Here is a 24,033-nt window from a genome sequence, read left to right on the forward strand (position 1 = left end):
ACTCCTTCTGGTAGATCAACCTTTTAACGCGCCGCTTGTCAATCCTTGAATCACTTGTTTTTGCAACAGAATAAAAATAATGACGATCGGAATGACGCTGATGACAATCGCCGCGAACATCGCCGCGAAGTCGGCGTTAAATTGCGATTTGAACAAACTGATGCCCACCTGTAAAGTACGTACTTTCTGGTCGCTGGTCAATAGCAGGGCGTATAGAAATTCATTCCAGCATAATAGAAACTGAAAAATGGCGGCCGTAGCCATGCCGGGACGAATTAACGGAATTAGAATGCGCCCATAGGTGTAATAGAAGCCCGCGCCGTCCATATAGGCCGATTCCATAATTTCTTTCGGCACGGAGCGGACGAATCCATATACGAGCAATAGCGTTAGCGGGAAACCCATCGCGGTATAAGTCGTTATCAACGCCCATTTCGAATTCAGTAAACCGAACTGGCCCGCAATCAAATAATAGGGAACCATTAACGAATTGACCGGAAGAAAAATACCGGCCGTCATCGCGACATATACCGATACGGTCCACTTCTTGCCTTGGCTGACCGCATAAGCGGCCAAAGTTGCGATCAGCAAACAGAAGCCGACGGATAGCAGACTGACGAATACCGAATTGAGAAACAACTGCCCGAGCTGCCCTACGACGTAAGCTTTGCGGTAGTTGGCGAAATGCCACTCTTGCGGCAAGGAAAAAGGCGAACTCATCAATTCCGCGTTGCTTTTGAGCGAACCGATCAAGATCCAAAGGATGGGGAGCATCGTGATGCCCAGAAAGAACAGAATGACGAGATAGGCCGGAAGTTTAGCAACACTGGTTTTCCAATTCATATTGATCCCCCTCTACAGATCTTTCTCACGGAACGCCAGACGCACGGCAAGCACCATGGCGGCGCCGATCGCAATCAGCATGACGGCGAGCGTGTTCGCGTATCCGTATTGATAGGAAACCATCTTATTATAGATGTGCAGCGACAGAACCATCGTCTGGTTGATCGGACCGCCGTTCGTCAGCAGAAACGGAGCCTCGAAATTTTTGAGCGTATCGGTTAACGACAGCAGAACGGCAATCGAGAGCGCAGGCTTGAGCAAAGGGAGTGTAATATGCCATTCCTGCTTCAGGGCGCTCGCGCCGTCGATTTGCGCCGATTCGTATAGAGACGGGTCGATCGTTGAAATAAACGACATGAAAATAATCATGAAAAACCCGATATAGAAAATCCATTGGCCGATCAGCGCCGGAAAAGCGGTATGCAGTTCACCGAGCCAGTTATGCTGCCAGGAGCCCAGCCCGAGAAATTGAAGCAACTCGTTCAGCAGCCCGAACTCTCCGTTGTAAATAAATTGCCATAACATCGCCAGTGCCAAGGTAGAAATGAGATTGGGTATAAAAAAAACGGTCCGGAAAAATTTCCACCCCGCTATTTTGCGCGATAAAATCATCGCGACGATCATCGCCATCGGAATATGGATAAAGACGGCGGCGGCGCCCCATAGAAGCGTGTTCAATAATGATTTATGAAACACGCTGTCCTCAAGCAGCCTTCTGAAATTATCCAAACCGACGAATTCCATCGGCGTGATCGAATCCCACTTCATCAAGCTCGTATAAGCCAAAAATCCGATCGGGTATATATAATAAATAAGGAAGACTACAACGGCAGGGATTAAAAATAAAATAACGCCTATTCGATGATGATTTTTCATATGCTCGGACCTCTCTAATCAAAGGTTCTGACGGAATTTCCGCGGCGATGGGCCGCGGAAATCCCGTCATATTTGCCACAAACACCCTTTTACTCCATGCTCGCCTTCTTCAACATATCGACAAACTGTTCGGCCGTGAATTGGCCGAGAACCAAACCGGAGAGCGCTGTCGGGAATTCGATTTTGACAGCCGAGCCGGTCATCCCTTCAAAGTAATCGTACGTTTGCGGAGCCGCGTTTAGTTTGCTTAAAATCTCTTGGGAAATCGCATCGACCTGATCGCTTGGCTCGATTGGATAGTTGGTCGATTCGAATATTTCCCCGCTTTCCAGAAAAATTTTCTTGGCGTTATCCGGATGGGTGAAAAATTCGATAAACTTGGCCGTATATTCGGCCCGCTGCGCATTGTCCTGCTTCTTGCCGGCCATCGTCCAACCGATTCCCGAGATGAGAGCCCCTTGATTGCCGGCCCCGTCCTTCGCGCTCGGTGAAGTGCCGACGCCCATTTTAGCCGCGAGAGTTTCGCCGCCCTTCTCCAGAAATTCGGAGATCATCCATGGTCCGTTGACGATCATGGCCGCCTTCTCATTCAAATAATGGCTGGCGTATTGCTGATAGGTCGCCCCGACGGCATCTTTCGGAGAGTAAGCGAACAACTGCTTGAGCATTTCGGCCGCCTGCACGTACGCGGGATCGTCCAATCCTTGCTCCAATACATCGGGACCGCCGATGCTGGATACAAGATACGAATATAGGAGCATGGCGGACCAAGCGTTCTCGCCGGTTCCCATCGCAAACGCATAGATGTCGTTCTTCTTCAACGCTTCGGCTGCATCGATCACCTCATCCCATGTTTGTGGAAATTGCTGAATGCCCGCCTGCTCGAGTAGCGATTGATTGTAGAAGATCGGCGTAACCATCTGTTCGAGCGGGATGGCCAATAGTTGATCGTTGAACCGCCCGGTCGCGAGGACGTCTTCCTTCAAATTGCCTTTCCATTCGTCGCTCATATATGGCGTAAGATCCAGCAGCTTTCCGGAACTGTAATAACGCTTTGACTCCACAGGATTATAGTAGAAAGTAAAAATGTCGGGCAAGCTGTTCGTCGACAAATTCGTTTTCATTTTATCCTGGTAGACGTCGTCGTCCGGGATCGCGTCGATCGACACTTTCGCTTTTCCTTCGTATTGCGCATTGAAATCGTTCACAATTTGCTGCACGATGTCCGCCTTGCCATCCTCCCCGACCCAATGGGTCGAGAATACGAGTTCGATGAGTTTATCCGACGATCCGCCCTCTCCCGGCTCGGAGGAGCCTTTCGCTCCGCATGCTTGCAGGAGCAGGGAGGCGCACATTACCGCCAACACTGGAATGGAAGCTGTTCTTTTGACCTTCATGGAAATCCCCCTCTATAAAATGGTTTTATGTGAAATCATGAAGTAACTGCTCCAAGGTGGGAGCGCCCGTATAGCCTCCCATCGACTCAACGCATTTGCCGCCGCAATAGTTGGCGATGCGCAGACATTCCTCCATCGGTTTGCGCTGCAGCCATCCGTACAGGAAGCCTGCCGCGAAGCAATCCCCGGCTCCGGTCGAATCCGCCACTTGCACCCGCTTCGCCTCCGCCGCATACCGCTCGCCGTCAGCCCGGCCAATCGCGCCTTGCTCGCCCAGCTTGATGATGGCGACGGGGCAAAGTGCGGATAATTCCGCAAGCGCCTCGTCGGGATGCTGCTTGCCTGTAATCCATTGCGCTTCCTTCAAGTTCGGAATGAAAATATCTGCCAAACCGATCATATCTTTCAGCTCCGAAGATTGCAGCCAGTCTTCGTCCCAGCTAGTATCCAGACTTATCGTTTTGCCAAGCTGTCTCGCCTCCCGGATCAGGTCGAAATATGGCCTTTGCGCCGCGAAGTGATATACGCGTGAATCCGAGTTTCGCAATAGATGATGCAAATGGCGCAAATGAAGGTCGAAATTCCGCTGGTCCGCATAGGAGACGAACGATCGGTCCTCCCGATAATTCAAGGCTACGGTAATTTGCGGATACGGTTCGACATGTTTGTGTACGAATTGCAGGTCGATGCCTTCCTCTTTCATTTTGGCAACAATCATGTCTCCCCACAAATCGTCTCCCGCTTCGGCCGCAAGGCCGACTTTCATCCCTAGACGGGCGGCCGCCGCTGCTGAATTCATCATGCCGCCGACGGTCAATTCCAAATGCTCTGCCCAAATCTCTTCCCCCAGTTTCGGCAAGGAAGGCAACCCGTTAAAAATAAGATCACAGCAAGCCGAACCGATAAATATTACGTCATGTTTATCCATGCAGTGCTCCTTTGTGTCCGAATCTCGGTAAATATTGTCGATGCTGCTGCAAATAATCGTCCAGAATGTTCCGGGCGAGCGATTGGGATAATACGAGCGGATGGACGGTCAGCGCCATCATGGCATCTTCATACGAACCGTGGACCGCGGCGGATACCGTGTACCGCTCGTATTGCTTCACGCTTTGAATTAGCCCGTTCGCCGTTTCCGGAATAGCCCCTACGTTCAATGGCACCGGGCCGTTCGCGTCAAGCAAGCAAGGCACTTCGACGACATCGTTGTCAAGCAAGCCTTGGACGGCGCCGCGGTTCGGCACGTTTAGAATGAGGCTTGTTTTGCGGTTATTATAGATGGCCGATAATATCGACAGCGCGAGGCCCGCATATCCTTCGTTCTCGAGCGGATCCGCTCCCGCGTGATCCCCCTGCTGGGCATGGGGACTTCCGGCATTGCCGGTTTCGGCCGACATATAGCTGTTCTGCCGCTCCGCCATCGTGCCTGTGTATAGGTCGAGCGCCTCTTTCATCTCTCCTTGGCGGAGCTTCTCCGCCAATTGGGCCATTAAGTTTTTGTTCAACTCCACGATTTGCTCACCGCGCGTTCGCGGGCTGTTTAATATATAGTCTATGGCTTGTTCGCGGTAATAATAATAGTATAAGTATTCGTTCGGCAGCATGCGGAGCTGCTTGATCAGGGTCGGAGAGAAGCAAGCCATATGCGGACATCCGACGGTAAATTTTTCGTAATTGTCGATGATTTCGGGCAGTCGGTCGCTGCCTCGCACCATAATGCGGTTCACCCAGCCCAGATGATTCAGACCTACGTAATTCAAGTGGATCTGATCGGGAGCTTCGTTTAGAAACTTGGCGATATCGAGCTTCATCGCCGAAGGGGCGTCGCAGATGCCGATCATTTTCAGGTTCGTATATTTAGTCAATGCTTCGGTAATGAGGCCGGCAGGATTGGTAAAATTGACAACCCATGCGTTCGGCGCCTCCTTCTCGATGATTGCGGCATATTCCAGCATGACGGGGATCGTCCGCAGCGCCATGGCGAACCCGCCGGGACCGGTCGTTTCTTGCCCGAGAACTCCGTGTCGCAAGGCGACCCGTTCGTCGATCGCCCGGCCTTCCTCGCCGCCGACCCGTATCGCGGTATAGATGAAATCCGCTCCCCGAACGGCTTTTGCGAAATCCGTCGTTACTTCGACTTGGAAAGGGGAACCGTATTGTTGCACCAAATGCTTCACGATGGCGCCGATCGTATCGATTTTTTCCTGGCTAATATCGTGAATGCATAACTCGCGGATTGGAATTTCCTGCTGCTTGCGGACCAGGTCGTAGATCATGCTCGGCGTTCTCACCCCGGCTCCTCCGATTAAAGCCAGCTTCATAAGTTTGCCTCCTTTGTTGTTTATCTGTATCCAGTGTAAGATTGAAAGCGTTTTTCCGCTAATGATCATTTGTTTGAAAGTTTAGATATTTTTACTTTTTTTGCTTTGCGCAGTCGGGTGTAAGTCGTAGGCCGACAGGGGAGCTTGTACGAAAATGGGCATGCGGGAGCAACAAAGGGACTACTCCCTCGAAGGGATGAATTCGGCGGAAGAACTGTCCGCCGCCGTGCCGCTGCCGTGCCACTGGCAGTCCACTGCCTGTCCGCTGCCGCGCCACTGGCAGGTCACCGCCGGTCCGCTGCCGTGCCACATCTCTCGGGGGTTCGACTCGCTCTATATAATTTGCGAATTGACGGAACGGTTCAAGCGGACATTCTATATTTTCGTTCCGATGCTGGTGTGATTCATAGAGAGTAGAGGATCGAGAGGCAATATTTTTCTATCTTTTCGTCATGTGTTACATTTAAATAGTAACTACGGGTAGAGGAGAATGGATATGGCTGCTGAACAGAAGACAGATTTGTCCGGAACTTCGCATTCCGGATTGAATAGACGCGGCGGGCGAATCCTCGTCGTGACCGCCGTTCCCGCCGAGCGGGAGGCTGTGCTGCGCGGGCTTCGGGACGCCGGCAGGATCGACGTCCTGGCGGCGGGCGTAGGACCCGCCGCAGCCGCAGCGGGCACAGCGGCGGCGCTGGCCGCGGGCGGATACACCCTCGTGGTCAGCGCCGGGATCGGCGGCGGCTTCGTCGGCCGTGCGGAGATCGGCACGCTGGTCGTGGCCGACGAAATCGTCGCCGCCGATCTGGGGGCGCAGACCGCCGAAGGCTTCCGCAGCCTGGACGAGCTCGGCTTCGGCTCTGCCCGCATCCCGGCCGCGGACGGCTTGGCGTCCCGGCTGGCTGCGGCATTGCGCGAAGCCGGCTTGCCGGTCGCGGTGGGCCCGGCCGTCACGGTCTCGACCGTGACCGGCACGGCCGAGACCGCCGCGGAGCTGGCCGCGCGGGTGCCCGGGGCGGCCGCCGAAGGCATGGAAGGCTTCGGCGTAGCGACGGCCGCCTGCCAATTCGGCCTGCCGGTGCTGGAGCTCCGCGCGATCTCCAATCCGGTGGGGCCGCGGGACCGGGCCGCTTGGCGGATTGAGGAAGCATTGGACGCGCTGGCAGCCGCCGGCGCAGTACTGCAGGAGGTGCTGGAATGAAGATTGCTTTTTCCCCTTGTCCTAACGACACATTTGTATTTCATGCATGGGTGCACGGGCTTATCCCGGGAGCGCCGAAGCTCGATGTCACCTATGCCGATATTGACGTGACCAATCATTTGGCGGTGGCCGCTAATGGGCCGGACGTACTGAAAATTTCGTACGCCGCCCTGCCGTGGGTGCTGACCGACTATGCACTGCTGCCCTGTGGAGGTGCGTTGGGCAGAGGCTGCGGTCCATTGGTGCTGACGGCGAAGCCGGCAGAAGGGACAGGCCGCGCGGGTGGCGCAGCGGCACTGGCGGGGCGGCGCGTGGCGGTGCCGAGCGAACGTTCCACAGCCTATCTGCTGTTTCGGCTGTGGGCCGCCCGCAACGTGCCCGGCGGCGTGGGCGAGATCGTCATTATGCCGTTTCATGAGATTATGCCGGCGGTACGCGATGGCAAGATCGATGCCGGCCTGGTGATTCACGAGGCGCGTTTCACCTATCCGTCCTATGGATTAAATCTGCTGGCTGATCTCGGAGCGTGGTGGGAGGAGGATACAGGCCTTCCCATTCCGCTGGGAGCGATCATCGCCAAGCGCTCTCTGGACCTGGCTTCCATTGCCCGGTGGACGCGCGAGTCGGTGCAGCATGCCTGGGCACACCCGGAAGAATCGCAGAATTATGTCTTGGGCCATGCTCAAGAGATGAATCCCGAAGTCGCCAAAGCGCATATTGACTTGTATGTGAACGAGTTCACCGCTGAGCTGGGCAAGGACGGCTATGCGGCGATCCATGCTCTCCTTGGCCGCGCTGCGGATGAAGGATTGGTGCCGAAGTTCGATCTGGAGACACTGCGGTGGACCAGGACCGACTAATCCTAAGGCTGACTCTATCCTTAACCACACAATGGAATTAATAAGTTATATTTCCTGCGGTCACGAATCAATCAGGATGGCTTGCACCTAAGAGCCGCATCAGGAACACTTGCGTATTTGACGCAAGTGTTTTTCTATTTTTTTACAAATACTTACTTTTCTTCCGAAGAAGCGAATGGGATAGAGGGGTTGGATGGTCACCAGACCATCAACGTGTCAACTCCACTGGTGTTAAGCCTCCTGAGATAGCTCAGGAAGATACATCAGAAACCCCCACTTCCATCGAAGCGACAGCGTAGATAAGTGGCGGGAGTATTCATTGAATTCGACAAAATCATAAAAAAATTGACGAATTTAAAAGGATTATGTTTATATGGATGGAATATATTAGTTGAAATATTTTGTTCTAACCAGAAACCTGAACTCTAAACAACCGTATAAATTAGTATTAAACGGTTGGAAAAGCATATATTTTCAGAGAGTTGCTATTCCAGGAACAGGAATGGAATGGTGGAGGATAAGAACACCAGGAACTATGTAGGTAGGAAGGAGAAGAGGCTGTATGATTCATTGTCCCAATTGCTATCAACCGAATAAGGATCACGAAAAAATTTGCAAGGAGTGCGGCTACTTTCTGGATGAGGAGTCTGCCGCCGCCGCAGAAATAACCGGGCGGGGTGAGAATGGGCCTTCACCGGAGGGCGCTCAACCTGCCTCCGCTTCAGCTCAGGATAAGTGGAGCCCCTATGTGGATAAAGGGAAGGTGGTTGCGAAGGATTATTGGAGCTACGCACTTAGTCAGCTTAAAGCCCCACTAACTAATGGAGTAGAGGCGCTCCGGTCCCAGTCGCTTCACGGCTGGATTACGCTTGGGTTATTCGTGCTGTTCTTTAGCATGGCGAACGTTTCCTTGCTGCGAAGTGTCAAAGTGGGAATTTTAAGTTTAGGCTTGAAGGTGCCGATATTTAAAACATTTATTGTCAGTTTTTTCCACATTTCTGTTCTGGTGCTGTTAACGGTTCTGATGCTTTGGGTAGCGGTTAAATATTTAATGAAGTCTTCCAAAGGCTTCACGGATGTGCTTTCTCGCTACAGCGCGTTGGCGTTAGTCCCTGCCGGATTGACGGTAGTCTTTTTTCTTGCCTCGCTTATCGGTCTCAGAACGATTGCTTTAATCCTGCTTGTTTTTATTCTGATTGGTTGGATCGCTGCCGTCCTCATGACCCTTTATTCTTTCAAGCAGGAAGCCGAATCGGCTTCTGTCGATCCACTGTATAGTCTGTTTCTGGTCTTCTTTGTTATCTGCTTTTATTTGTGGGTAGCGGGAGATTCGCTGACGGGTTCGTTCAGTTCTTTAATACTGGGCTTCTAGAGAATATCAACAGGACACGCGTTGTGCTTCGGCATGCAGCTTACTTGCCTTTGTTTCCATATTGCTTAAGGATGAACGAGGGAGTTATCTGAATCCCCCCGACAGTTAACTTGACGGTATTAAAGAAGCTGTGGGAAAACCATTAGTTGTGGATGTGTAGTTTTGGGTTTTGCACGATATGAATGTTTTACGAAGGAATGAATGCAAAAATACATTCGATCGGCGACTTTTACTCTCATTTTGACAAATCTACTGCAAATGTGCAGTAGATTTGTTCATTTAGGCCCGAAAAAGGGATGAAACTAACGATTTTACTGTAGAAATGCAGTCGAAGGATGAAAAAGACCGGATTACGGTCCAAACGACTGTACATTTGCAGTCGATTGTCCACTGGACGCCTAGCCAGTATCGCAGCACGCAACACAGCGCCTAACCTGTGGCGTAGTACAGACATTTGCAGTCGATTGTCCACTGGACGCCTAGCCAGTATCGCAGCACGCAACACAGCGCCTAACCTGTGGCGTAGTACAGACTGTACATTTGCAGTCGATTGTCCGCTGGACGCCTAACCAGTATCGCAGCGCGCAACACAGCGCCTAACCAGCGGCGTAGTACAGACATTTGCAGTCGATTGTCCACTGGACGCCTAGCCAGTATCGCAGCACGCAACACAGCGCCTAACCTGTGGCGTAGTACAGACATTTGCAGTCGATTGTCCACTGGACGCCTAACCAGTATCGCAGCACGCAACACAGCGCCTAACCAGCGGCGTAGTGTACGCAACGCAGCACATATGGTTGACCCACATGGGTCTGACCGTTCCCATGCCAGCGCCGCAACGCGCGCCGGGAGCGCGCGCGTAGAAAAGTGCTTGTCCATCTTGATAAGACGCCGGCAGGCGTTTATTGAGGGGAAGCGCTTTGCAATCCGCAGCGGAAACCAATCATTTTTTCAGCAAAACGACAACCAGGATAGCTACCAGTACCAGTAGAAGCAGCCCCCCGGCAATTCCTATTAAACTCCAGTTAATAAACACCATAAAATCACCTCTTATCTCATTATTCGACAAAATGGGAAGAGCCCCTTTTTTCACTGAATTCTAATTTATTTCTCTATATATATCCAAAATTTTGTGAGAGATTAACGGTTTCTCGAATCCTATGACCGGACGGTCATTTTATAAAAGTGACAAACTATTGAACATATTCTATTATCCCTTTCCATTCTGTATTTCTATAGAAAAAAACCTCCTCTAACTCTTTGACCAATGAGTCAGTAAATAGTACCATTATAAAAAGAAAAAGATACTACTGAAGAGGGGAAATGGCAATGTTTGGACAAACTTTATCCCTGAACAAAAGGATTCCGTGGTTAGTCATTCTCGTGCTGATCATAGCGGGGTGCAGTGCAGATCCCAGCGGAGGGAATGCGGACGAGGAAAAACAGACGCCGGTTCAGGTAGAGTCGGTGCGCGAAGGCAATATGGCCATAAATTTGGAAGTGACGGGAACGGCGCAAGCGTCCCAACAGATTTCCGTTGTGCCTAGAGTATCCGGAACTCTGGAGAAGCTTTATGTAAGTAAAGGTCAGGCAGTGAAGCAGGGAGAGGCGCTTGCCGCCGTGGAGAACCGCGATTTGATTACCGCGTTGGAGCTGGAGAAGGCGGGCTTGGCTAATGCGCAAACCCAACTGGAGTTGGCCCGTTCCCGAGAAAGACAAGGGCTGGACGCTTCGAAAAATTCGCTAAGAGATGAGACCGCTAAAGAGCAGGCCGCCGAAAATTTAAAGCAGGCGCAGCTGGCGGTAGAGCAGGCGGAAATTGGCGTGCAGCAGGCATCTCTGCGAATTAAGCAAGCGGAGCAAAGACTGTCCGACGCCGTCATCCATTCCCCGATCGACGGTGAAGTGCTGTCCATCCAGAATGAAGTGGGTGAAATGATAGGACAATCTCCCTTCCTGGTAATTGTTTCGCTCGACCCTATCAAGGTGGTAGCCAATATTAGCCCGAAGCAGCTTCCTTTGTTTCAGCAAGGACAGGCTGTTCAATTGGAAGTGGGCGGGCATCCTGTGACAGGCACGGTGGAATATGTGTCGCCGGCCGCTGCGGATTCCGGGCTGTTCACAGTGGAAGTGACCGTTGCAAATGCGGAACGCCTGGTCAAGCCGGGAATGATGGCTAAGCTGGTTATACCGCAGACTCTCGCCGAGAATGTGCTGATTGTTCCGACGGCTTCCATTATGGAGGAAAGCGGGCAGTCTTACGTCTTTGTTATCCGCGAGGACAAGGCGGTGAAGATGAATGTCGATATCGTCCAGGCTCAATCGGATGAGACGGCCGTTCAAGGCGAGCTGACGGCGGGGGATAAGGTCGTCACCAAGGGACAATTTACATTGTCTGATGGAGGTAAAGTGAAGGTGATCGGGGAGGGAGACGTTAAGTGAAGGTAGTAGACGTATCCGTCAAACGTCCCGTTGGCGTCGTCATGGTCGTTCTGGCCATCCTGGCGCTTGGCTTCGTGTCGCTCAAAAATTTGGCGGTCGATTTGTTTCCTAATATCAACTTGCCGATCGTCGTCGTAGCAACCAGCTACCAAGGGGCGGGACCCCAGGAAGTAGAAAATTTAGTCAGCAGACCTGTGGAGTCGGCGATTAGCTCCGTGCAGGGAGTTAATACGATTCAATCGACTTCCCAGCCTAACTCTTCCCTGGTCGTTCTGATGTTCGACTCGGGAGTAAATCTGGATGCGGCGGTCGCCGAGGTTCGGGAGAAAGTCGACCAGATGAAGAGTTTCTTGCCGGAAAATGCCAATGATCCTTCCGTGCTGCGCTTCGACCCTCAGCAGATACCTGTGATGGCTATCGGTTTGAATGGAGATAAGCCGGAAGTGCTGCAGGATATAGCTGAGAGTAAAATTGTTCCGATGCTGGAGAGAGTGAATGGGGTCGGATCTGTATCCGTGCAAGGGGGCAAAACCCGGGAAATTCAGCTGGAGCTGAACCGCGCCGAGATGAAGCGCTTTGGAGTATCCAGCGGGCAAATTATTCAAGCGCTGAGTGGAGAAAATCGTTCGGCCTCGGCCGGAGTCATCGCCAAGGGAGATAAGGAACTGCAAATTCGGGTCGATGGAGAATACACGGACCTCGATCACATTTCCAACACCCTGTTGCCCCTTCCTCAAGGCGGACAAATCCGGATTTCTGACGTGGCCGAACTGAAAGATACGTACAAGCAGCAGAATTCGCTGACGAAGGTCAACGGGGAGTCCGCTCTTATCTTATCTGTTCAGAAGCGTTCCAATGCGAACACGGTCAAAGTGGCCAATGGATTGAATGAAGCCATGGATAAAATCAACCAGGAGCTCGGCGACCGCGCGAAATTATCGGTCGTCATGGATACTTCGCTGTTTATTAAAGAATCGATCTCCTCGGTAGTCAGCAATATGATTATGGGGGGAGCGATCTCCGTTCTCATCCTGTTATTGTTTTTACGCAGCTTCAGAGCGACCCTCGTTATCGGCCTATCGATTCCGATCGCGGTAATTTCTACATTTACGCTGATGTATTTTACCGGACAGACGGTTAACGTATTGTCGATGGGAGGACTGGCTCTCGGGATCGGGATGATGGTCGACTGTTCGATTATTATTCTGGAAAATATTACGAGACATCGGCGCAACGGGGCTCCGATTATGGAGGCGGCCAAGAAAGGAGCTTCGGAGCTTGGCTCGGCGGTAATAGCATCTACGACGACCAGCATTGTTGTATTCCTGCCGATCGTATTCGTTGAGGGGATTGCTTCGGACCTGTTTGTTCCGCTAGCTCTCGCCGTCTCCTTCTCGTTAATTGCTTCCTTAGTCGTGTCCTTAACTCTCGTTCCCATGCTGTCGTCCAAATTGTTAAAGCTTAAGAAAAATGGGGAAGACAAAGGGACTGGCAAGGATGGAAGAAAGAGAGCTTTGGGCCGATTTTTTGCCTGGTTCGGCCGGATCCTGAATGTATATAAAGGTGTTCTGAAATGGGTGCTTTCGCATCGTAAAACAACGGTATTTCTGACGATTGCTGTCTTGGTGGGCAGCCTGGCCCTGACTCCTTTTATCGGGATGGAATTTTTCCCGGCTTCGGATCAAGGGGAAATAACGATTAGTATTGAAACGGATGCCGGATCGAATTTACATGAAACGGAAAAAGTGACCGAGCAGGTAGATGAGGTGTTAAAGCCTTATGCGGATATCATTGAAACGAATTATTTATCCGTTGGAGGCGGCGGCGGACCTGGCATGAGCTCGGGAACGAACACCGCTTCGTATAACCTTTCTCTCGTCTCCTCCGATCAGCGCAACATTACGACGAGTCAGATGATGAAGGAATGGCAGGCCAAGCTGGCCGCGATTCCCGGTGGGGACATCGTAGTGTCCGAGGAAGCGGCGGGACTCGGAACCGGTACTCCCGTGCAGATTCAAATCAACGGCCCCGATTTTACGGTACTGACTGAACTGTCGGAGCAGGTCGTGTGGACCGTTTCCCAGATTGAAGGAATCCACAATGCTCAAAGCTCCATCTCCGCAGGACGCCCGGAAATTCGCGTGCACGTCGATCGGGAGGCGGCTGCCCAGTATGGATTAAGCTTCCAGCAGGTGCTGCAAGAGGCGGAGACGGGCTTTAATGGGAGAGTGGCTACCCGGTACCGGGAGGATGGATATGAATATGATGTCCGAATCCTTCTGCCCGAAGGGGAACGCCAGACGATCAGCGATCTGGAGAGCATGATGCTGCCGACCGCAACTGGCCAGCTTATTCCCTTGTCCGCCGTGGCCGAGCTGCAGCAGGTGGTGGGCCCATCGCAGATTCAGCGGCAGAATCAGGAGCGGCAGGTCAACGTAACCAGTGATATTGTGGATCGCGATCTTGGCGGAGTCATCGCTGATATTAACGCCGCGCTTAGCGGGATGAATTTCCCGGACGGCTATTCGTATTCGATGGGCGGGCAAGCGGAGGATATGATGAAGTCATTCCAGGACTTGGCTATGGCGCTTGTGTTCTCGATTTTCCTCGTCTATATCGTTATGGCCGTGCAGTTCGAGTCGGTGCTTCATCCGTTAGTGATTATGTTCGCTATGCCGACTATGTTCGTCGGAGTAATGCTGGGGCTGTTCATTACAGGCAAGCCGCTCAGCGTCCCGGCCTTGATCGGGGTAATCATGCTGGCGGGAATCGTCGTTAACAACGCAATCGTGCTGATCGATTACATCAACACTCTGCGCGGCAGAGGCGTGGAGCGAACCGAGGCGATTCTGGAGGCGGGAACGACAAGGCTCCGTCCGATCTGGATGACCACACTGACTACGGTCCTTGCCATGATCCCTCTCGCGTTAGGGATCGGCGAAGGCGGCGAATCCCAGGCTCCGCTGGCCGTCGTCATCATCTTCGGGCTGATGGTATCCTCCTGCTTTACCTTGTTCCTGGTCCCGGTCATGTACACGCTGTTTGACGACATGTCCGGCTGGTTCAAGAGACGCTTTAAGCGGAACAAGAAATCTTCTCCTGTAGTTCATACAGGAGTCAACGGGTAAGTTCGAACCCTCTATAACAGTTAGTTCTAGAGCCCTTGCGAGATCGCGAGGGCTTCTTTTTTTATGTGGAGCTTCTATCTCGTACGGCAGCTCGCTTATGAACCGTGAAAGCTTTCGGGTCGGGCTAACTTTTGCCTGCAATGCAAACGGATTGTGAAAACAAAAATACTCTTTCGAGTTCCTTTTTATTTCTGAAACTGGATATTTTTGATATGGTTATTAGAAAGATAAGTTCATTAAAAATAACACTGATTGGAGGTTAAAAGTATGGTGCCATTCAAACGGACAAAAAGCTTTCCCTCATCCCATGGAATGATAAGTTATGATTTACGGGAGAAGGGCCGCCTATATTCTTGTACATGGGACCCCGTGGTCATCTTTTAATTGGCGACATATTATTCCTGCACTTAGTCAGTGGTTTACGGTGTACTATTACGATCTTCCAATTTTTGGGGAAAAGAGGCCGGTGCTTTTGGAGATAACCAAAATTCAATTTAATAAAGTCGCTGAAGAGTATGATTTCGTGAACACTCTTTTAAATGACAATTCATTTTTTATGTCTAATCTTCCTTTGCAGAGAAGACGAGCGTTGGATATTGGCTGCGGTTCGGGGATATTAGTGGATGAATTATCATCTCATTTCGATGAAGTAACAGGTATTGATATTTCAGATGAAATGCTTGAGATAGCTAAAGAGAAGCGCCAGCGTTCAAACACGAGCTACTTGAATATGGACGCGGATAATCTTATCCTTGATGGGAAATTTGATTTGATCGTGAGCAGGACGACATTCCACCATCTGAACAGCATTCCGAGTGTTATAAGCAAAATGAAAGAATTACTGAATAGTAGTGGAAGGATTGTTATTCTAGATAACGTTTCTGAGATAGAAACCCCTGCGACTTATGTATACATTCTTGGAGCCATATTGGAGTTTATTCCTCACTGCCGTAAATTTGGGTTAAAAAACGCTATTAGAGTTTTCAAACATAACACTTCAAAGTCGTGGCTTGAACATTTATCATCTGATAAGTACTTATCGGAACAAGGATATCACGATCTATATGGAAAGTTGTTACCTAATTGTCGTTTTCAAAGATTAGGCTGGGCTATGGGGGTGGTTTGGGAAAAATAATTGTTGTATAGGGATTGACGTAGGCACGGATGCAACTCAAAGAATATTCAGTGGAGGGAAGCAAATGCAATCTAAGTACCTCGTGGTTTTTATCGCAATTATGACATTGTTTTTACTGCTTGTAGGCTGCGGCAAGCATAACACGTACCAGGATATTGCAGGTGACTGGGAGTTAGTCGACAATTCCGATTCGTCCTCGTGTTTTGAGGAAATGAAATTCATGGTCGATCCGACATCGAAATTCAGCCCGGTATCCTTGCATGAGAAAAAGGAAAATAATGTCGTTCGGTTCTTGTTCGGGGTATATGAATATTTAAGTCAAGAGGAAATCGAAGTCTCGCTGGAAAACCCCAAGGCCGATCCATTCAAAATGATCCTTAGTCGCGATAACAACGAACTTACAGTTCAATATGAATGGGATTCAGCGCCGTTGAAGTGTTCATACCATCTTGCTGAGAATGAGACGTAAGGTCCTTGGCCCTACGGGTGGCCGAGCGGCCGGAGTTGGGGGAGCATGGAAGGAGACCGCCTTTTTCGCTCGTGAAATGTAACAAACGATAAAGCGTAGAAAGCAAATATATGGTTAGGGGAACTACTAAAAAATGACGGATAATAAATTAATCAGGGATGATTTCGTTGTAATTACTGGTGGGCCTGGGGCTGGTAAAACAACTTTGCTGAATGAAATACAGAGAAATGGTTATAACTACGTTCCTGAAGTCGCAAGGGAAATCATTCAAACACAGGTTTCTTGTAATGGCGATGCCTTACCTTGGAAAAATGTAAAAAAATATCGTGACTTAATGCTAAACGAATCCATTGAGAGCTACCTTTCGGCATTAACGAATCCACCCGGGAAGGTGCTGTTCTTTGACAGAGGTATTCCAGATACTTTGGCTTACTCCTATTTAATAAACATTCCTATTTCAGAGAAACTGGAATCAGCAGCTCAGAAATACAGGTACAACAAACAAGTTTTTATTTTACCTCCTTGGGAAGAAATATACAAAACCGATAATGAAAGAATTCAGGATTTTGAAGAAGCAGTGGCAACTTATAAAATAATGATTGCAACTTATAAACAACTGGATTATAAACTTATTGAAGTCCCCAAAATAAGTGTCAAAAAAAGAGCAAGCTTTATTCTAAAAAATGCTGTCCGCCAGATAGGTTTTATTTAGACCAGCAAATCATGAAACTCTATGAGTGCCCTGGACAACGGACACTCACGGGTTTATGATATATAGAAATTACAAGTGTCTTATGAGAATAAGACTCAATCGACTCAATCAACAGAAACAAACACAATCTAATAAGGATCTTCGGGGGAGGGTGTAAGTCCCGACCGGCGGTGACCGCTGCATAAGTGCAGGGTGAAGCCCGCGACTCCTTTGCCGTTTTTTTGACAAAGGACTGATTTGGTGAAATTCCAAAGCCGACGGTATAGTCCGGATGGTAGAAGATCGGTTAATAACGTATTGGCTTTTTTCTCCTTATAGAAATTTATCCGTTTTGCATGTATAAATTTGTATAAGGCCTAAGGGAAGAGACTGATTTCTGCTGCCCATTAATGGCAGGAGTGTTTCTTCTCGCACATAACCAATAGGTTTATTTGACTGGCCCCGTTTCGCTTAAACCATAGCGGAACGGGGCTTTCTTCCTTCATGCCTCCACGAGGTTCAAAAGGAGAAATGAACTGTGAATAATGTCAATGCTATTCCTTCTATTTCTACACGCAAGCGATGGGTACCCGCCTTTTGGCTGGTCGTACTGGGCGCGGCCCTATGGGGCGTCGATCCATTATTCCGAATACTGCTGCTGAAGTCGCTGACTTCCACGCAAATTGTATTGTTGGAGCATATCCTCCTGTTTGCCGTTGCTGCACCGGTATTGTGGCGGCGGCGGGCAGAATTGAAGGGGACGCGTCTTGTCCATGTCGGTGCACTGCTGTTCCTATCCTGGGGAGGCTCAGCCATTGCAACGATTCTCTTTACGGCGGGGCTGGCCCATGGAGACTTGAATGCCGTACTGCTGCTGCAAAAGCTGCAGCCGCTGATTGCCATTCTGATGGCCCGCTATTTGTTGAAAGAACAATTGCCCCGTTATTTTGGCTGGCTGCTCATCTTTGCGCTGGCCGGCACGTATTTGCTCACTTTTGGCTGGACGATTCCTTTTACCGGGATGGGTGACTTTGTGCAGATCGGCAGTCTGCTTTCCATTAGCGCTGCAGTGCTTTGGGGCGGATCGACCGTCATGGGCCGTTATATGCTGGGGAAGATGTCATATGAGACTGTAACGTCTTTGCGTTTCATTCTGGCCCTGCCGCTGCTCTTTGTCATTACTTGGTCAGAAGGGCAGGAGTGGTCATTGCCAGCCGGCATTCAGGACCAGGCGCTTGTTATGCTCAATCTGGTGCTGCAGGCACTTCTTCCGGGTCTGCTTAGTTTGCTGCTCTATTATAAAGGGCTCAGCGCGGTTAAAGCTTCATATGCGACACTGGCTGAGCTGAGCTTTCCGATGGTCGGCGTTCTGATCAATTGGATCGTATTCCAGCAAATCATAACGATAGCGCAGCTCATCGGTTTTGTGCTGATCTGGCTGACACTTTACGTTATTTCACGTCAGCAAAACGAAACTGTCAGGTAGCGCCCCCGGTCCGGCACAGTTCGCTAATCCGCATGCCGACTTCAAATTATTATGATTAAACCCGCGATCCCGTAAATGGTTTAACTTGATTTGGCTTCATTTGGCGGATTAAGTTAGTATAACAATTCTTTACCAATTTATTTGGCAGACACTCTGATATTATAGTAGGAATGATTACTGTAATGGAGAAGGGTTAATATGCCAACAATAGTAGATATTTATTCGGAAAATAATGATTATCAAAAATTCGAGGTACTGAAAAGAAAGAGGAACAAAAGACATAAATATAATGAATTTTTTGTGGAAGGGGTTCGGAATATTAATGAAGCGATAAACAATAATTGGGAGATTAATGGTTTTGTATATTCTAAACATAAAAAGCTATCCAGTTGGGGCGCTAATATTATAGCTAACTCCAATGCCAAATTCCATTATGAGCTTCATGGAGAATTAATGGGTAAGTTGAGTGATAAAGAGGAGACTTCGGAACTTATAGCTATTGCGTCCATACCTGAAGACGATATCTCCCGTATCCAGGTGCAGGAACCAATGCTGGTGGTTGTCTTTGACAGACCGTCCAGTAGAGGAAATCTAGGTACTATTATACGGTCTTGTGATGCTTTAGGAGCGCAGGGCTTAATTATTACAGGTCATGCCGTTGACTTGTATGACCCGGAAACGATACGGGCTTCCATGGGCTCACTATTCAATTTGCCGACCATTCGAATATCATCTCCCTTAGAAATTCAGAGATGGGTTCTGAGTCTAAGAGAGACCTTTGACGTCCAAATCGTAGGGACAAGTGCGAGAGGAAAGAAAGAGCTGTACTACGCTGATTTCTCCAAGCCGACGATTCTGCTTATCGGTAACGAGACAGATGGATTATGTCATAAGTATAAAGAAATGTGCGATTCTACTGTTAGAATTCCAATCGGAGGGTCAGCCTCTTCTATGAATGTGGCCTGCGCAACTTCAATTATCCTTTATGAGATTAACAGGCAGAGAAGTTTAGGATACTGACTTTAAACTTCCGGAGTACAGAATAAACTAACTATTAAGGACTACCTGAGGAAGGCGCAGACATCCTATCAAAATAAAACAAGCTGAAGGGAAGAACGGGACATGATTTCTATAAAGCTGCCTAAGGAAGATAAGGAAGAGATTATTGAGAAGGTTAAAGCCTATTTTGAACAAGAACGATCCGAAACCATCGGAGATTTAGGGGCGGAACAGTTCATTGATTTTATGATTAAAGAGCTGGGACCCTATATTTATAACAAGGGAATAACGGATGCGCGAGCTTTGATCAATGAAAAAATGATGCAAATAGAAGATGAATTGTATGCACTTGAAGAACCGATCGATAATCGTAAAAGATGATTTGAAGACCATAGGAGATGATCCCTTTGAAGAGAGTGGATGTTGCTTGTGCTCTAATATTCGATGAATCTCAGGAGCATATTTTAATGGTTAGAAATAGAAAGGGAGATTCTTCTTATTGGAGCCTTCCTGGCGGGGCAGTTGAAGCGGGGGAGACGTTAGAACAAGCTTTAAAACGGGAAACTATGGAGGAGACAGGATTAGAAGTGGAAGTATCTAGTCTTTATTCCGTGAGGGAGGTCTTTTTTCTGAACGGAAGCATCACGCCCTGATGTTTACGTTTCTAGTAAAAATGATTAAGGGAGAAATAACAATTTCAGATCCTGATGCCTTTTCCTTACGATCTCAAATGGCTCAATCAGTCATGCGAACGGTGATCGCTCGGTACAAGTCGTTAATCGGCAATCGCCACCCTTGGACATTCGTCCGGTTCAAGAAACCGGAGCTCGACCTCGTTTGGCGTCGAGATTACTCGTTTACGCAACGGATGTTTTCCATCAACACCCTGCAGGGTCGCATCAAGGTACCTTATGAAACGAAAGGCATGGAAACGTATTTCGATGGATCCTGGTCCTTCGGGACCGCCAAGTTGGTCCACAAGCGAGGGAAGTTCTTCTTACACTTCCAATGACCAAAGAAGTGGAAGAACCCTCGGTCCGATCGTTGAATCAAGTGGTCGGATTAGACATGGGCATCAACTTTATTGCGACCAGCTATGACTCCCAAGGTCAATGTACGTTCTTTCACGGTAGACCGATCAAGGATAGACGCTCGAAGTACAAGCATTTGCGAAAGCAGCTGCAGCAACTGGGGACAGCCTCCGCTCGCCGGAAGTTAAAGCGGATCGGGGGACGAGAAAACCGCTGGATGACAGATATCAATCATCGGATATCCAAGGCACTCGTCCGCCGATATGGGGCCCATACGTTGTTTGTACTGGAAGACTTAACGGGTGTTCGAAACCGTACAGAGCGGGTTCGGGTCCAGGATCGTTATGAAACCGTCTCTTGGTCCTTCTATCAGCTGCGCCAGATGATCACGTACAAGGCCATCCTCCATCGAGGCAAAGTGATCGCGGTTGATCCCCATTACACGTCACAAGCCTGCCCCAAATGTGAGCATACAGAGAGAGCCAATCGGGATAAGAAGAGGCACCGCTTCTGTTGTCAGCAGTGCGGGTATCGCTCGAATGATGATCGCATTGGCGCCATGAATCTTCAGCGCATTGGAATCCAGTACATCGCTGAAGTGGCTGTATAGGTATACCTATGCAGTCGGGCAGCAGTCAACCTGCCTATGGTAACGCCACCCCAAGGAAGGAGGCTAACCGCCGCACTCACTTCCGGGCAGTTACAAGCTCGTGACTTGAGTCATGAGTTGTTGACCTACATATTCCTCATTTCATAGATTTTTTGAAGTGTATTGATATGCAGCAATTTATCTTCGGGGAACTCAGCAAATTTATACCACTCTACAAGCCTGTACCCGAACATAATAAGGATTAACTCACGGATGCAATGATCGGAGATATGGGACACATCCGCATATTCCGAAAAGCCCCTGTAATACGCCGGAATGCATTTTTGGTAGTATTCAACCATATGACAGACGTCCGCTTCGTCCGTTATTAAACTCGCGATGTCCTCGCCCATGTACCCCCATCCGGCGGTATCCCAGTCGATGGGTACGATTTTACCGTCCGAGTAGAATATGTTTGCCACCCAAAAATCTCTGTGGCAAAGCACTATGGGCAGCTTTTCAATGCGGCTGAATATTTCGTCCACACTATTATCTATGTCTATGAGCATTTGACATAGGTGCTTCGGAATTTCGCAGTCGTCGGAGCGTATATAATCGTACACAACATTCCATGACCGATACCGCAGATAGTAGTTTTTCGTAAACTCAACCTTGCTTAAATTGGTCAAATTCTGCAATGCGCTTGGTAGTTCAGCGTACAGCTTGCCTTGAAATCGCCCCAACTCCTCGGCTACACATTCATACATTTCGGAGGTCAGATTTAAGCCAGACACACCATCAATATATTCCATCCAAAGCTGTATCTCATCTCCATTCATTTCGGCGTGATAACACTCCGGACAACGGAACGAATCGAAGAAAACCTCTTTGAAATCCGATGCATAGAGGTCGTATTCCCTTCGCCATGAATCCGGATCACCATAACGCTCCCATTTTTTCTGTGTTTTCCAAACCACCTTATACGGCAGATTCTCACCGTCGGAAGTTTCAGCCGTGCCCGTTACAAGCCGAACATCTCCTAATGTCCCGCCTTGCAACTCTTTGGGTTGATAATCTGCGCGGGCTATATTCTTGCCGAACATTTTACTCAAAACGAGCGCCAGTATTTCGGGCTTTACATACATTTCATCACGGTTGTTCATTTCTTATATCCTCCGTTTTTCCCCTTATTTCGCATGGCAATCGACTTGTGCCACGCTCGTTTCTCCATTAGATAACCCGATTTATCGTTCACAAACTTGTTTTCCCGCTTCTGTGCAAGGTAACGCTCCCAATGCTCACGCGGCAACGATCCATCGGCAAGGGAGGCAAGAACTGCACAGCCCGGCTCCGTCTGATGACGGCAGTCATTGAAGCGGCACTGTGTGAATAACTCCTCCACATCGTTAAATCCCGCGCTGATACCGTCGTCCGCCTCGAACAGCCCAAGTTCACGCATGCCCGGCGTATCAATAACCATCGCGCCGGAAGGGAGCATGAAAAGTTGGCGGTGAGTTGTTGTGTGCCGGCCCCGGCTGTCGCCCTCGCGGATAGCCTTGACAGTCATCACTTCCTGATTCATCAATGCGTTTAGTAGCGAGGATTTTCCCACGCCGGACATCCCGAGGAATACCACGGTTTTGCCGGGTTGCAGATATTCACTCAACACGTCTAATCCAACCCCTGTGTGACTGGAAACTGCGTGTATCGGCACATTGGGAGCCGCTTTCTGAACATCAGCTAACGGTGCGTTGAAATCCGGGGCCAAGTCAGCTTTTGTTAAGATTACGACAGGCTGGCCGCCGCTCTGCCGTGTCTGTGTCAGGTAGCGCAGGATACGGTTGACCTTGAAATCCCAGTTTAGGGACGACACGATAAATACGTAATCAAAATTCGTTGCCACGACTTGCTCCAGTATTGTTTTGACATATCCTACTGCGTGTCCCGAAAAGTCAGCGCGGGAAAATTTCGAGCGGCGGGGCAGCAATCTTGCAATGCGAGAAGCGCCGTTTTCGTTGAATTGCAACAATACAAAATCGCCAACGCACGGGAAATCCTCCCGAGCCCCCGCAGTGTGATAAAACGTGCCCTTCAATACAGCCGTCACTTCTCCTTGTTCGGTGATGACGGTATATTGCTCTCGCTGAAGTTCCGTAACCCTTCCGGGTATTAAACCTGTCGGCGGCGTTTCGGCTTCGATATAGCCGTATTGTTTCAAATCAATCATTGAACCTATCCTCTCCTAAAAAATAAAGTTGTTTTTGGGCATAAAAATACCGCGAACAAGCAGCCTCCTAAGAAGCTGCTGTTTCGCGGCGAAAAGCCAAAAAGTAGGCTTACAATCAAAAAGGGATACGACCTACATCGTATCCGGGTTGCATGGACGAGCAGTTGCCGAAGGCAACGACCAGTCCCGCTAACAGCAGTATTCACGAAAGGTTACTGTTTACGGCATAGCAAAAAACACGGGTGATATTCCCGTTTTCTCTCATTCCAAGCTATAATCAAAGATTGGAATTTACTATGCCCGATATTCGGTTAAGTTAAAACCACCAATACCATATAAGCAGTCATCAAAAAACATCTCCTTTCGCAAGAAAAAGTTGAAATACAATTTCACTTCTATAGTGAAACATAGCCCTTTGTGAGAAATCAATGGAAAATTTGATTATAAGCAAGTTTTAGCGGTTAGCTACCTCTCCAACTTCCTGTTATTTTAGACAACTGTAAAAAATATTTGCAAAACGTCTTGACGTTTATTTTTGACAAGTGTAGAATATCAAAAAAGACAATTGTCAAAAAAGGAGTTAGACGCATGAAAAATATGAAGAGGCTCCCGGATGCGGAATTTGAAATCATGAGGGTGGTCTGGGCCAACGAGCCCCCTATCACTACCGCAATGATTATGGAGCAGCTCGGGAATGAACGGAAGTGGAAAGCTCCTACGGTGATTTCTCTTATGCTGCGTTTGGTAGAACGAGGTTTTTTGCAAACCGCAAAGGAAGGGAAAGAGCGTACTTATTATCCGCTGATCTGTAAAGAGGATTACCTTGCATCAGAAACGGAAAATTTTATGAAGCAATATCACGGGAATTCATTTTTAAGCTTTGTTAATACGCTGTACAACGGGAAACAGCTTTCCGAAAAAGAGCTGGATGATTTGTTGAAATGGGCCAAGGAACGGAGGGAGTAA

General features: G+C 49.1%; 21 protein-coding genes, 1 pseudogene and 1 riboswitch. Of the genes and pseudogenes, 15 read left to right on the forward strand and 7 right to left on the reverse strand.

Annotated features, from left to right (window positions below):
• Positions 1 to 15: 15 nt before the first annotated feature.
• The 5 genes from KJS69_RS22430 to KJS69_RS22450 form a co-directional block, all read right to left on the reverse strand.
• Positions 16 to 843 carry a carbohydrate ABC transporter permease gene (locus KJS69_RS22430; RefSeq protein WP_213586036.1) on the reverse strand — a complete coding sequence of 276 codons (828 nt, stop codon included), beginning with the start codon at positions 841 to 843 and terminating at the stop codon, positions 16 to 18.
• A gap of 12 nt (positions 844 to 855) precedes the next feature.
• Positions 856 to 1,719, reverse strand: coding sequence for a carbohydrate ABC transporter permease (locus KJS69_RS22435; protein ID WP_213586037.1), 864 nt, complete (start codon positions 1,717 to 1,719; stop codon positions 856 to 858).
• An 89-nt stretch (positions 1,720 to 1,808) separates the two neighbouring features.
• Positions 1,809 to 3,116 carry an ABC transporter substrate-binding protein gene (locus KJS69_RS22440; RefSeq protein WP_213586038.1) on the reverse strand — a complete coding sequence of 436 codons (1,308 nt, stop codon included), beginning with the start codon at positions 3,114 to 3,116 and terminating at the stop codon, positions 1,809 to 1,811.
• A gap of 25 nt (positions 3,117 to 3,141) precedes the next feature.
• Complete coding sequence (locus KJS69_RS22445) at positions 3,142 to 4,044, reverse strand: carbohydrate kinase family protein (protein ID WP_213586039.1); 903 nt, start codon at positions 4,042 to 4,044, stop codon at positions 3,142 to 3,144.
• Positions 4,037 to 5,437 carry a family 4 glycosyl hydrolase gene (locus tag KJS69_RS22450; RefSeq protein ID WP_213586040.1) on the reverse strand — a complete coding sequence of 467 codons (1,401 nt, stop codon included), beginning with the start codon at positions 5,435 to 5,437 and terminating at the stop codon, positions 4,037 to 4,039. The genes KJS69_RS22445 and KJS69_RS22450 overlap by 8 nt, the downstream gene beginning before the upstream one ends.
• 154 nt (positions 5,438 to 5,591) lie before the next feature.
• Here KJS69_RS22450 and KJS69_RS22455 point away from each other — a divergent pair, with 154 nt between their 5' ends.
• The 14 genes and pseudogenes from KJS69_RS22455 to KJS69_RS22520 all read left to right on the forward strand — a co-directional run.
• On the forward strand, positions 5,592 to 5,840 hold the full coding sequence (locus KJS69_RS22455) for a hypothetical protein (RefSeq protein ID WP_213586041.1): 249 nt from the start codon (positions 5,592 to 5,594) through the stop codon (positions 5,838 to 5,840).
• A gap of 93 nt (positions 5,841 to 5,933) precedes the next feature.
• Complete coding sequence (locus tag KJS69_RS22460) at positions 5,934 to 6,638, forward strand: futalosine hydrolase (RefSeq protein WP_374706704.1); 705 nt, start codon at positions 5,934 to 5,936, stop codon at positions 6,636 to 6,638.
• Entirely contained in the window at positions 6,635 to 7,498 is an 864-nt protein-coding gene (locus KJS69_RS22465; RefSeq protein ID WP_213586043.1) for a 1,4-dihydroxy-6-naphtoate synthase, read from the forward strand. Before KJS69_RS22460 ends, KJS69_RS22465 begins: the two co-directional genes overlap by 4 nt.
• A gap of 562 nt (positions 7,499 to 8,060) precedes the next feature.
• Entirely contained in the window at positions 8,061 to 8,870 is an 810-nt protein-coding gene (locus KJS69_RS22470) for a zinc ribbon domain-containing protein (protein WP_213586044.1), read from the forward strand.
• Positions 8,871 to 10,199: 1,329 nt separating this feature from the next.
• Positions 10,200 to 11,312 carry an efflux RND transporter periplasmic adaptor subunit gene (locus KJS69_RS22475; protein WP_213586045.1) on the forward strand — a complete coding sequence of 371 codons (1,113 nt, stop codon included), beginning with the start codon at positions 10,200 to 10,202 and terminating at the stop codon, positions 11,310 to 11,312.
• The gene (locus KJS69_RS22480; RefSeq protein ID WP_213586046.1) at positions 11,309 to 14,440 is read left to right on the forward strand and encodes an efflux RND transporter permease subunit; all 3,132 of its coding nucleotides are present in this window, start codon (positions 11,309 to 11,311) and stop codon (positions 14,438 to 14,440) included. The genes KJS69_RS22475 and KJS69_RS22480 overlap by 4 nt, the downstream gene beginning before the upstream one ends.
• A gap of 472 nt (positions 14,441 to 14,912) precedes the next feature.
• Positions 14,913 to 15,575, forward strand: a complete 663-nt coding sequence (locus KJS69_RS22485; RefSeq protein WP_249730667.1) for a class I SAM-dependent methyltransferase — start codon at positions 14,913 to 14,915, stop codon at positions 15,573 to 15,575.
• Between the two features lie 64 nt (positions 15,576 to 15,639).
• Positions 15,640 to 16,044, forward strand: a complete 405-nt coding sequence (locus KJS69_RS22490; RefSeq protein ID WP_213586048.1) for a hypothetical protein — start codon at positions 15,640 to 15,642, stop codon at positions 16,042 to 16,044.
• 133 nt (positions 16,045 to 16,177) lie between these two features.
• Entirely contained in the window at positions 16,178 to 16,756 is a 579-nt protein-coding gene (locus KJS69_RS22495) for an AAA family ATPase (protein WP_213586049.1), read from the forward strand.
• Positions 16,757 to 16,889: 133 nt separating this feature from the next.
• Positions 16,890 to 17,043: riboswitch (FMN riboswitch) on the forward strand.
• Between the two features lie 230 nt (positions 17,044 to 17,273).
• On the forward strand, positions 17,274 to 18,221 hold the full coding sequence (locus KJS69_RS22500) for a DMT family transporter (RefSeq protein ID WP_213586050.1): 948 nt from the start codon (positions 17,274 to 17,276) through the stop codon (positions 18,219 to 18,221).
• Positions 18,222 to 18,419: 198 nt separating this feature from the next.
• On the forward strand, positions 18,420 to 19,241 hold the full coding sequence (locus KJS69_RS22505; RefSeq protein WP_213586051.1) for a TrmH family RNA methyltransferase: 822 nt from the start codon (positions 18,420 to 18,422) through the stop codon (positions 19,239 to 19,241).
• 102 nt (positions 19,242 to 19,343) lie between these two features.
• Positions 19,344 to 19,601 carry a DUF2164 domain-containing protein gene (locus KJS69_RS22510; protein ID WP_213586052.1) on the forward strand — a complete coding sequence of 86 codons (258 nt, stop codon included), beginning with the start codon at positions 19,344 to 19,346 and terminating at the stop codon, positions 19,599 to 19,601.
• A gap of 86 nt (positions 19,602 to 19,687) precedes the next feature.
• On the forward strand, positions 19,688 to 19,873 hold the full coding sequence (locus tag KJS69_RS29800; protein WP_283777481.1) for an NUDIX domain-containing protein: 186 nt from the start codon (positions 19,688 to 19,690) through the stop codon (positions 19,871 to 19,873).
• A gap of 59 nt (positions 19,874 to 19,932) precedes the next feature.
• Positions 19,933 to 20,861 (forward strand): annotated as a pseudogene (locus tag KJS69_RS22520) (RNA-guided endonuclease TnpB family protein); the annotation flags it as partial.
• Between the two features lie 125 nt (positions 20,862 to 20,986).
• Here KJS69_RS22520 and KJS69_RS22525 read toward each other — a convergent pair.
• On the reverse strand, positions 20,987 to 21,985 hold the full coding sequence (locus tag KJS69_RS22525; protein WP_213586165.1) for an aminoglycoside phosphotransferase family protein: 999 nt from the start codon (positions 21,983 to 21,985) through the stop codon (positions 20,987 to 20,989).
• Between the two features lie 14 nt (positions 21,986 to 21,999).
• Entirely contained in the window at positions 22,000 to 23,067 is a 1,068-nt protein-coding gene (rsgA, locus tag KJS69_RS22530; RefSeq protein WP_213586054.1) for a ribosome small subunit-dependent GTPase A, read from the reverse strand.
• Between the two features lie 588 nt (positions 23,068 to 23,655).
• Here rsgA and KJS69_RS22535 point away from each other — a divergent pair.
• Positions 23,656 to 24,033 carry a BlaI/MecI/CopY family transcriptional regulator gene (locus KJS69_RS22535; RefSeq protein ID WP_213586055.1) on the forward strand — a complete coding sequence of 126 codons (378 nt, stop codon included), beginning with the start codon at positions 23,656 to 23,658 and terminating at the stop codon, positions 24,031 to 24,033.

Source organism: Paenibacillus sp. J2TS4, assembly GCF_018403245.1.
Classification (GTDB): Bacteria; Bacillota; Bacilli; order Paenibacillales; family NBRC-103111; genus Paenibacillus_L.

What these genes read in the sequence shown, in the direction of transcription:
- KJS69_RS22430 (WP_213586036.1), bottom strand. Translation starts at nt 843, where the DNA reads ATGAATTGGAAAACCAGTGTTGCTAAACTTCCGGCCTATCTCGTCATT.
- KJS69_RS22435 (WP_213586037.1), bottom strand. Translation starts at nt 1,719, where the DNA reads ATGAAAAATCATCATCGAATAGGCGTTATTTTATTTTTAATCCCTGCC.
- KJS69_RS22440 (WP_213586038.1), bottom strand. Translation starts at nt 3,116, where the DNA reads ATGAAGGTCAAAAGAACAGCTTCCATTCCAGTGTTGGCGGTAATGTGC.
- KJS69_RS22445 (WP_213586039.1), bottom strand. Translation starts at nt 4,044, where the DNA reads ATGGATAAACATGACGTAATATTTATCGGTTCGGCTTGCTGTGATCTT.
- KJS69_RS22450 (WP_213586040.1), bottom strand. Translation starts at nt 5,437, where the DNA reads ATGAAGCTGGCTTTAATCGGAGGAGCCGGGGTGAGAACGCCGAGCATG.
- KJS69_RS22455 (WP_213586041.1), top strand. Translation starts at nt 5,592, where the DNA reads ATGGGCATGCGGGAGCAACAAAGGGACTACTCCCTCGAAGGGATGAAT.
- KJS69_RS22460 (WP_374706704.1), top strand. Translation starts at nt 5,934, where the DNA reads ATGGCTGCTGAACAGAAGACAGATTTGTCCGGAACTTCGCATTCCGGA.
- KJS69_RS22465 (WP_213586043.1), top strand. Translation starts at nt 6,635, where the DNA reads ATGAAGATTGCTTTTTCCCCTTGTCCTAACGACACATTTGTATTTCAT.
- KJS69_RS22470 (WP_213586044.1), top strand. Translation starts at nt 8,061, where the DNA reads ATGATTCATTGTCCCAATTGCTATCAACCGAATAAGGATCACGAAAAA.
- KJS69_RS22475 (WP_213586045.1), top strand. Translation starts at nt 10,200, where the DNA reads ATGTTTGGACAAACTTTATCCCTGAACAAAAGGATTCCGTGGTTAGTC.
- KJS69_RS22490 (WP_213586048.1), top strand. Translation starts at nt 15,640, where the DNA reads ATGCAATCTAAGTACCTCGTGGTTTTTATCGCAATTATGACATTGTTT.
- KJS69_RS22495 (WP_213586049.1), top strand. Translation starts at nt 16,178, where the DNA reads ATGACGGATAATAAATTAATCAGGGATGATTTCGTTGTAATTACTGGT.
- KJS69_RS22505 (WP_213586051.1), top strand. Translation starts at nt 18,420, where the DNA reads ATGCCAACAATAGTAGATATTTATTCGGAAAATAATGATTATCAAAAA.
- KJS69_RS22510 (WP_213586052.1), top strand. Translation starts at nt 19,344, where the DNA reads ATGATTTCTATAAAGCTGCCTAAGGAAGATAAGGAAGAGATTATTGAG.
- KJS69_RS29800 (WP_283777481.1), top strand. Translation starts at nt 19,688, where the DNA reads ATGGTTAGAAATAGAAAGGGAGATTCTTCTTATTGGAGCCTTCCTGGC.
- KJS69_RS22525 (WP_213586165.1), bottom strand. Translation starts at nt 21,985, where the DNA reads ATGTATGTAAAGCCCGAAATACTGGCGCTCGTTTTGAGTAAAATGTTC.
- rsgA (WP_213586054.1), bottom strand. Translation starts at nt 23,067, where the DNA reads ATGATTGATTTGAAACAATACGGCTATATCGAAGCCGAAACGCCGCCG.
- KJS69_RS22535 (WP_213586055.1), top strand. Translation starts at nt 23,656, where the DNA reads ATGAAAAATATGAAGAGGCTCCCGGATGCGGAATTTGAAATCATGAGG.